Annotated in this window: 7 protein-coding genes; 3 read left to right on the top strand and 4 right to left on the bottom strand. The window is 44.0% G+C overall.

Annotation, left to right across the window (positions count from 1 at the left end; translation table 11 throughout):
• Positions 1–148 precede the first annotated feature (148 nt).
• Positions 149–1,144 (bottom strand): type I glyceraldehyde-3-phosphate dehydrogenase, encoded by a 996-nt coding sequence (gene gap, locus R7M92_RS18275; RefSeq protein ID WP_005380697.1) that lies wholly within the window; start codon positions 1,142–1,144, stop codon positions 149–151.
• A gap of 337 nt (positions 1,145–1,481) precedes the next feature.
• Between gap and msrB the strand changes: the two genes are divergently transcribed.
• Entirely contained in the window at positions 1,482–1,889 is a 408-nt protein-coding gene (gene msrB, locus R7M92_RS18280; RefSeq protein ID WP_005380698.1) for a peptide-methionine (R)-S-oxide reductase MsrB, read from the top strand.
• A gap of 117 nt (positions 1,890–2,006) precedes the next feature.
• On the opposite strand, the gene R7M92_RS18285 is transcribed toward msrB, so the two are convergent.
• Entirely contained in the window at positions 2,007–2,828 is an 822-nt protein-coding gene (locus tag R7M92_RS18285) for a DUF2989 domain-containing protein (protein WP_053306675.1), read from the bottom strand.
• Between the two features lie 101 nt (positions 2,829–2,929).
• On the opposite strand from R7M92_RS18285, the gene R7M92_RS18290 reads away from it, so the two are divergent.
• Positions 2,930–3,214 (top strand): YeaC family protein, encoded by a 285-nt coding sequence (locus tag R7M92_RS18290; RefSeq protein WP_005380700.1) that lies wholly within the window; start codon positions 2,930–2,932, stop codon positions 3,212–3,214.
• Between the two features lie 95 nt (positions 3,215–3,309).
• On the opposite strand, the gene ansA is transcribed toward R7M92_RS18290, so the two are convergent.
• Both ansA and sppA read right to left on the bottom strand, forming a co-directional pair.
• A complete protein-coding gene (gene ansA / locus R7M92_RS18295) occupies positions 3,310–4,323 on the bottom strand; it encodes an asparaginase (RefSeq protein WP_017635822.1) in 1,014 nt (337 codons plus the stop codon).
• A 164-nt stretch (positions 4,324–4,487) separates the two neighbouring features.
• Positions 4,488–6,338 carry a signal peptide peptidase SppA gene (sppA, locus tag R7M92_RS18300; protein ID WP_170893557.1) on the bottom strand — a complete coding sequence of 617 codons (1,851 nt, stop codon included), beginning with the start codon at positions 6,336–6,338 and terminating at the stop codon, positions 4,488–4,490.
• Positions 6,339–6,562: 224 nt separating this feature from the next.
• Here sppA and R7M92_RS18305 point away from each other — a divergent pair, with 224 nt between their 5' ends.
• Positions 6,563–8,575 carry an NADPH-dependent 2,4-dienoyl-CoA reductase gene (locus R7M92_RS18305; RefSeq protein WP_318133944.1) on the top strand — a complete coding sequence of 671 codons (2,013 nt, stop codon included), beginning with the start codon at positions 6,563–6,565 and terminating at the stop codon, positions 8,573–8,575.
• Positions 8,576–8,665 lie beyond the last annotated feature (90 nt).

Here is an 8,665-nt window from a genome sequence, read left to right on the forward strand (position 1 = left end):
TCCTATCGCTGGGGGAGAGCTTTTAGACGCGCTTCGCACATTAAATGCAACATCGAGCCTGCATTCTCTCAAATTCCAGATACAAAAAAGGCGACTCTAGAGCCGCCTTTTCTTTAACGAAGTTATTCGCTAATTGCTAACTTTCTAATTACTTAGAGATGTGAGCGATTAGGTCTAGAACTTTGTTTGAGTAACCGATTTCGTTGTCGTACCAAGATACAACTTTAACGAATTTGTCAGTTAGCGCGATACCAGCTTTAGCATCGAATACTGAAGTGCAAACTTCGCCGATGAAGTCTTGAGATACAACTGCATCTTCAGTGTAGCCTAGAACGCCTTTTAGTTCGCCTTCAGAAGCTTCTTTCATCGCTTTACAGATGTCTTCGTAAGAAGCACCGTTAACTAGGTTAACAGTTAGGTCAACTACAGAAACGTTAGCAGTTGGTACGCGGAAAGCCATACCAGTTAGTTTGCCGTTTACTTCTGGAAGTACAACGCCTACAGCTTTAGCAGCACCAGTTGAAGATGGGATGATGTTTTGAGAAGCACCACGACCACCGCGCCAGTCTTTAGCAGAAGGACCATCTACAGTTTTTTGAGTTGCTGTAGTTGCGTGAACTGTAGTCATAAGACCAGATTCGATACCGAACTTGTCGTTAAGAACTTTAGCGATAGGCGCTAGACAGTTAGTAGTACAAGAAGCGTTAGAAACGATGTCTTGACCAGCGTAAGTGTCGAAGTTTACGCCGTTAACGAACATTGGAGTAGCGTCTTTAGAGGGACCAGTTAGTACAACTTTTTTCGCGCCAGCAGTGATGTGCTTACGTGCAGTCTCGTCAGTTAGGAAAAGACCAGTTGCTTCAGCTACAACGTCAACACCGATTTCGTCCCATTTTAGGTCTTCAGGGTTGCGCTCTGCAGTAACACGTACAGTTTTACCGTTAACGATTAGGTTACCGCCTTCAACTTCAACAGTACCGTTGAAACGGCCGTGAGTTGAGTCATACTTAAGCATGTATGCCATGTAATCTACATCGATAAGGTCGTTAATACCTACTACTTCGATGTCGTTGCGCTCTTGCGCTGCACGGAATACGAAACGACCGATACGGCCAAAACCGTTAATACCTACTTTGATAGTCATTATAGTTGCTCCACAACTTAATTTCTGATTAAAGATAACTGGTAGTAAAATTACAGAATCCAGTAAACATCTGCAAGTGATAATCGGACTTAACTTGTTTAAAGTCAAAAAAAAGCGACGCTTTTTTTAACAATTCTTTGCAAATGTACGTTTTTTAAACTTTTAACTGATTCTTCTGCAGCCCAGTTGGCGTAATATAACTGGTGAGATAAGTGCTCTTATCAAATTAATTACGCATGGTGTCCTGGTGAGAAAGTATGTGCTACAACTGTTAAGAGAAGCAAGTTTTTTGCTAAAAAAGTCAATACCAAGAACAGTAAATAAGGAGCCGAAAGTCGTGGAACAAAGCGGGAAAAAAGTGACGAAGTCAGATGAACAGTGGCGTGAGCAACTGTCTGATGAAGAGTTCCGTGTTTGCCGAGAGCAAGGTACAGAGCCTCCTTTCAGCGGTAAGCTACTGCATAATAAGGAAACTGGTGTTTATGCTTGTACTTGTTGTAATGCCCCTCTCTTTGTCTCTGATAACAAGTATGACTCTGGCTGCGGATGGCCAAGTTTTGATGCGCCTATCAACGATCAAGCGGTGCGCTATTTAGAAGATCTAAGTCACGGAATGGTACGTACAGAGATTCGTTGTGCAACGTGTGATAGCCATCTAGGGCACGTTTTTGAAGATGGCCCACAGACCACAGGAGAGCGTTTTTGTGTTAATTCTGTGTCGTTAATTTTCAACAAATCAGAATAATAACGACAAAATTGTGCTCGAGATTGTTTTATCCTTTCAGGATGATTCAAGCTCAACAGTGATCTGAGTGTCGCTCGACTTAAATAAAAACTCCCGCTCATTGCGGGAGTTTTTCGTTTATATCTCAGTGGGTATCATTGTTGGGGAATAGATACCTTTCTCTATGGCTTTCGCCACCGATTCGGCTAATTCATCCAACTGCTTATATCGCTCTGGATGACTGAAATTGAACATACGTTGGAGCTGCTTTTCATCAGCAAGCGGTACGTCGAATCTCTTCGCGACCATTGCCCATAGATACGCTTGCTCTTTGTCTCCAAGCCCCTGATGAATACTTGCCATTGACTTGAGAATGACCGGATTGATGTTGTCTTCATCAGATAAAGACAACGCGTTATTAAGAAGCTCCAGGGTTTTCTTGGTATCTCGGTTGGTATAAAAAGTGGCTAATGCATATTGCATCTCAGCATTATTTAATTGGGGAGACCCTTCCATTTGTAAAAATGCGCGCCGAGCTTGAGTATCTCCCGTTTGAGACCATAAGAAATACAAAGTAGCCGGGTCTTCTGAGCCTTTTAACTCGTTTACAATGCGCTCTAGCTCATCAATACTGTGTACCAATGCATTAAAGCGTTGTCTTTTGAGAGCACTTTGATCAATAGGGGTGATCTGGGAGGCGAGTTCTAAGCATTTCCTATATTCAGCGACCAGACCGTATTCGATGATTTGGTTGGCCTCTGATGGGTTTTTCAATTGCTCAAACCGATGCCAAACCAAATTTGTTCTTGGAATTCGACATTGGCCGTCATCCATATTGAGCTGCTCGCAACGCAGTTCTGGTGTTTTTTGGCACAACTCTTCGGTTGTCACGTTACCTTCAAAACAGCCCGATAGCGCAAAACATGCGAGGCTGAGAAGTAACCAGTTTGTTCTTTTCATGGCTTTGCTTGTGATCCGTTACACCAATTCATTTTCGTATTCTTGACTCAGTTTCTTAACCCGTTATGTTCTGTAAATAGAATGTAATAAGAAGGTACACTATGGACGCAGAACAACTATTACAAGCGATGACTCCAGAAGTTTATGATCGCTTAGTCTATGCAGTAGAAACGGGAAGATGGCCTGAGGGTACAACACTTTCTAAAGAGCAGCGAGATTCGTGTATGCAAGCTGTGATGTTGTATCAATCAAAACATAATACTGATGCGCAGCATATGACGGTTGCAGCCGGTGGTGAAATCAGTTTTAAATCAAAACAAGAGCTTAAAAAACAATTCAGCGGAGAAGAGAGCGATATTGTTCGTGTCAATCCGAACATTGATTAATCCTTACGCCTTATTTCTCAAAATTTTATTATTTTGATTTTGAAAGAAAAAAGCCCAAATTGTATTGGGCTTTTTAGATCGTAGAAAGCTTGAACTTACAGGCTCATTTCACCACGCAGTACTTGTTGCATTCTCTCTTTTACTTCTTCGTAAGAAAGGTTTTGGCTTAGAAGGTAGTGTAGTTTTGCCAGCGCCGCTTCGGGCGTCATGTCAAAGCCACTGATAACACCAGAGTCTGCGAGAGCACAACCTGTGGCATATCCGCCCATATTCACTTTACCTGCCAAACACTGAGTTAGGTTTACGACAATAACGCCGCGCTCAGAGGCTTCTTTCAGGTGACCAAGCAGTTCAGGGTTCTGAGGAGCATTACCGACACCAAAAGTCAGAAGAATCATCGCATTCACGGGCTGACGAAGCGTGTTGCGGATAACTTCGTGTGAAATACCAGGGTACATGGTGATCACACCGATTGGTTGTGGCGTGATGTTGTGAACCTTAAACTCACCTTCTGGTTGTGCACCAACGGTTACGCTGTTGCTAACTTGAATATTGATCCCAGCTTCCAATAGTGGAGGAAGGTTTGGTGAAGTAAAGGCATTAAAACCGTCTGCATGAGATTTTGTGCTGCGGTTACCACGCATCAATTGATTATTGAAGAACAAAGTTACTTCGTTGATCGGGTAGTTTGCCGCAATATGTAGCGCGTTTAATAGGTTTGCTTGGCCGTCAGAACGCAGCTCTGCGAGAGGGATTTGTGAACCCGTTACAATCACTGGCTTACCAAGGTTTTCAAGCATGAAAGACAATGCGGACGCAGTGTACGCCATGGTGTCAGTACCATGTAGAATAACGAAACCATCGTATTTGTCATAGTTGTCACGAATATCATTCGCAATCTGCTGCCAGTCAGCAGGTGTCATATCTGATGAGTCAATCAGAGGGTCGTATTCGTGGATGGTGTAATCCGGCATTTCAGGACGATGGAATTCGGGCATGCTTGCTAATTGCTTTTCCATAAAGCCAGCAACAGGCACATAGCCGTGGTCGGATTTTTGCATTCCGATGGTACCACCGGTGTAAGCGATGTAGATGTGTTTTCTAGTCATCGTTTTTTCTTTCGTGTAGGGGAACAGAGGCGGGGATTATATACCTAAATAACCTTGAGATGCGAGGCTATACGCACAGCATCAGAAAGTCATCTGAGGAGATGCAAAGCCTAATAAAAAGGGCACTTCAAGTAGAAGTGCCCTTTGTAATATTGATGGAAAAACTACTGCACTTGGCAGTTCAAACAAAATGCGTATTGACCTTTAGGATCGTTGAAGCTTTGGAGCAAGCTTGCGTCTTGTTCGAATTGTTGAGCTACGGGTTGAAGACTTTTTGGTAGCAAGCTTGTTGCATCAATACCTAGAGAGACTTTCACCTGTTTCATAAACTCTTGCAGAAATAGTTCAGTAGGTGAAAGAGGCTCTTCTACCCAGTAAATGCCGTAATCGGTCACGTTCGCTAGTTTCGCCGCTAGCTCTACAGCATCATCAAAGTCACCCATTTGATCGACAAGACCAAAGGATAGTGCATCTTGGCCAGTCCAAACTCGACCTTGAGCAACTTTGTCAACTTCCTCTAGAGACATATCGCGATTCTCGCCAACTAGAGAAATAAAGCGCTTGTAACCGTGTTCGATACCTAATTGGAACACTTGAGACGCGCCCTCAGAAAGGCCAGTGGTAATACCGTCACCTGAGAACGGCGATGTGCCAACGCCATCAGTATTAATACCTAACTTGCTAAAGCCTTTTTCAAACGTGGTGATGACACTAAATATACCAATGGAGCCCGTCAGGGTTGTTGGCTGAGCAACGATTTTGTCTGCGCTCATTGAAATCCAATAACCACCAGAAGCGGCCAAACTCGACATGGATACAACAACCGGCTTACCTGCTTGCTTCAGAGCTTCTACTTCGTTACGAATCACTTCAGAAGCAAAGGCACTGCCTCCTGGACTATCTACTCGTAACACGACCGCTTTCACTTTTTCATCATTGCGTGCTTGACGCAGCAAGCTTGCGACCGTGTCACCACCAACAGTTCCGCGAGGTTGTTGACCGTCCATAATCGCGCCACTGGCTAGAACAACGGCGATGTCGTGTTGAGGTAGTGTGTAATCAGGACGAATCGTTGCAAGGTAGTCGTAGTAACCAATCGCGTTGTAGCTGTCTTTGCCGTCGCTACCAAACTGTTTTGCAAATAGAGTGCGAATGTCTTGGCGTGTCGCGAGTTCATCCACTAGTCCCAATTTGACTGCGAGCTGAGCAATATCGCCATTTACAGACTTCATCTCGTTAATCAGCTCATCCATGGTTGGATTAAGCACTTTCGCATCAATGTTTCGGTTTGTTGTTACGTCATCAACAAAAGCACTCCATAATTGAGTAACCCAACGTGTTGCTGACTCTTTCGCCGCATCGGACATGTCATCACGAATAAACGGTTCGATAGCGGATTTATAAGTACCTACGCGAAAAACATGAGTAGAAACGTCAAGCTTTTCAAGTAACGTTTTGTAGTACATTGAGTAAGCGCTGTAACCTTTAATCAATACACCACCATCAGGTGCCAGATAAACTTTATCGGCGTAACTTGCCAAGTAATATTGGCTTTGGTTGTAGAAATCACCTACGGCGTAAAGGGGTTTGCCTGACGCTTTAAATTCGTTCAACGCTTTCGCGATGTAACGTAGTTTCGTGAGATTTGTTTCTGGCATGTCTCGCAGTGCTAGCACTAATCCAGATACTTTAGGATCGTCTTTCGCGTAGCGAATAGTATCAACGATATCGAAAAGGACGTTTTCTTTCGGTAACTCATTACCCAAAAGGGAACCAGCAAAAGAGTCCATTGGGTTTACATAACGTCTTTGTTCGACAATTGGGCCTGAAAGGTTCATCACCAATGCCGATTCTTTTTCGACGACAGGTTGACCGTCTCCGGTATAAGTAAAGGCAAAGTAGAAAACGGCAATCATCAGCAAGAAAATTAGGTTTGCCAGTGCGAGTCTGATGAAAGTGATACTTTTCCATATCCCTTTAAATATCAAACCAATAAATTTGAAGAGTTTTTTCATCTTGTCTCCATAACGAGATAGTTACGCCGAGTCTAACAAAGTATGGGTTCTTATCTCTAAGATCTCAAAAGATAACATTTTTTTAGCTTATCACGACCACTCAACAATTGGCATATTTTCACACGAGATTGATCGGTGTTACAAAAATGTAAACGCTTGTTTGATTTTTTGGTTGAGCAGGCTTAATCTGGTCAGACCATGATAATAACAATGGATGTTAAGTGATGTCTGCCATGTACCCAAACCTATTAAAGCCACTGGATCTCGGTTTCACACAATTACGAAACCGAGTTCTGATGGGATCAATGCACACGGGCTTAGAAGAGCACAAAGAAGGATTACAGAAGCTCGCTGCTTTTTATGAAGAACGCGCGAAAGGCGGTGTCGGACTGATTGTAACCGGAGGTTTTTCTCCTAACTTACGCGGTCGTTTACACCCGTTGAGTGCTGAATTCAGCAAGCCAAAACATGCTAAAGCCCATAAAGTTGTGACAGAAGCGGTGCACAAGCACGGTGGTAAAATTGCGTTGCAAATTCTCCATGCTGGGCGTTATGCAATGCATCCATTCTCGCAAAGTGCATCTGGCATTAAAGCGCCAATTGCAAAGTTTGCTCCGAGTGAAATGAGCGACCGCCAGATAAAGAAAACCATCGACGCGTTTGCTAATAGTGCGGAGTTAGCACAGCTTGCTGGTTATGATGGCGTCGAGTTAATGGGCTCGGAAGGTTACTTGATAAACCAATTCTTATGTAAACGTACTAATATGCGTTACGACGAATGGGGTGGCAGCTATAAAAAACGTATGCGTTTTCCGCTAGAAATTGTTAAAGCGGTACGCAAGGCGGTAGGTGACAAGTTCATCATCATCTTCCGTCTTTCTATGCTGGATCTTGTCGAGCAGGGCAGCACTTTTGAAGACGTTATCGAATTGGCGAAAGCACTTGAAGAGGCTAGCGTCACGATTATTAATACGGGTATCGGTTGGCATGAGGCTCGAATTCCGACAATTGCGACTCAAGTACCACGCGGTGCGTTTACATGGGTTACGGAAAAAGTTAAACCTCACGTTTCGGTTCCTATTATCACTTGCAACCGTATAAATACGCCAGATGAAGCAGAACGTATTTTATCTTCAGGTCATGCCGACATGGTTTCGATGGCGCGCCCATTCTTGGCCGATCCTTACTTTGTTGCTAAAGCCGAACAGGAAAAAGCGCAGCTTATTAATACGTGTATTGGTTGTAATCAGGCGTGTCTAGATAACGTGTTTAAAGGTAAGCGCGCCAGTTGCTTAGTGAACCCTCTAGCGTGCTATGAAACCGAAATTGTTGTTGAACCAGCCTTTAAAAAGAAAAACATTGCAGTTGTTGGTGCTGGACCTGCGGGCTTGGCTTGTGCGACCACACTGGCTGAACGTGGCCATAAGGTTGATTTGTTCGAAAAGAACGACCGCATCGGTGGTCAGTTCCGTCTTGCGATGCAGATCCCTGGTAAGGAAGAGTTTCGAGAGACGATACGATATTTCGCTAACCGTATTGATGAAACAGGCGTGAATCTGCACTTATCGACGGAAGCGAACTATGACTTACTCACAGAATACGATGAGATAGTGATGGCATCGGGTGTTGAGCCACGTAAAGTCAATATTGATGGAATTGATAACCCAGAGAAAGTCGTCGACTATCAAACTCTCATTCGAGACAAAACGCCAGTCGGTGAGAAAGTGGCTATCGTTGGTGCTGGTGGCATTGGCGTAGATGTCGCGACCATGCTTACAGAGCCAGTTGGACAAACGTTGGATGACTGGTTGCATGAATGGGGAATCGACAAGGAGATGTCTCAGCCGGGCGGTTTATACCCTTACCCTGATGCGGTCAGCGATAAAGAAGTCTGGGTACTTCAGCGTCGTAAAGGTCGTGTAGGTAAAGGTCCGGGTAAAACGACAGGTTGGATCCATAAACGTACCCTTGAAAAACGGGGCGTACATTTAGTCGGCGGCGTGTCTTACGATAAAATTGATGATCAAGGTTTGCACATTCATGTAGACGGAAGCGCGCAGGTACTTAATGCAGACAAAGTTATCATTTGTGCTGGGCAAGAGTCTGTACGTCCGTTTGAAGATAAATGGTCTGAACTTGGAGAGAAGATTCATATCATTGGCGGAGCTGACCATGCGGGTGAACTTGATGCTGTGCGTGCGATTCGTCAAGGTGTTAAATTGGCGGTAAAAATCTAGCCTTTTAATGTGTGTGACCCGTCCTGATATGGGTTGACACTTTTTAACTAAAACGCTCGATGTACTTCATCGGGCGTTTTGTATTTTAAA

It is taken from the genome of Vibrio sp. Vb2880, from assembly GCF_033337975.1.
Taxonomy (GTDB): domain Bacteria; phylum Pseudomonadota; class Gammaproteobacteria; order Enterobacterales; family Vibrionaceae; genus Vibrio; species Vibrio alginolyticus.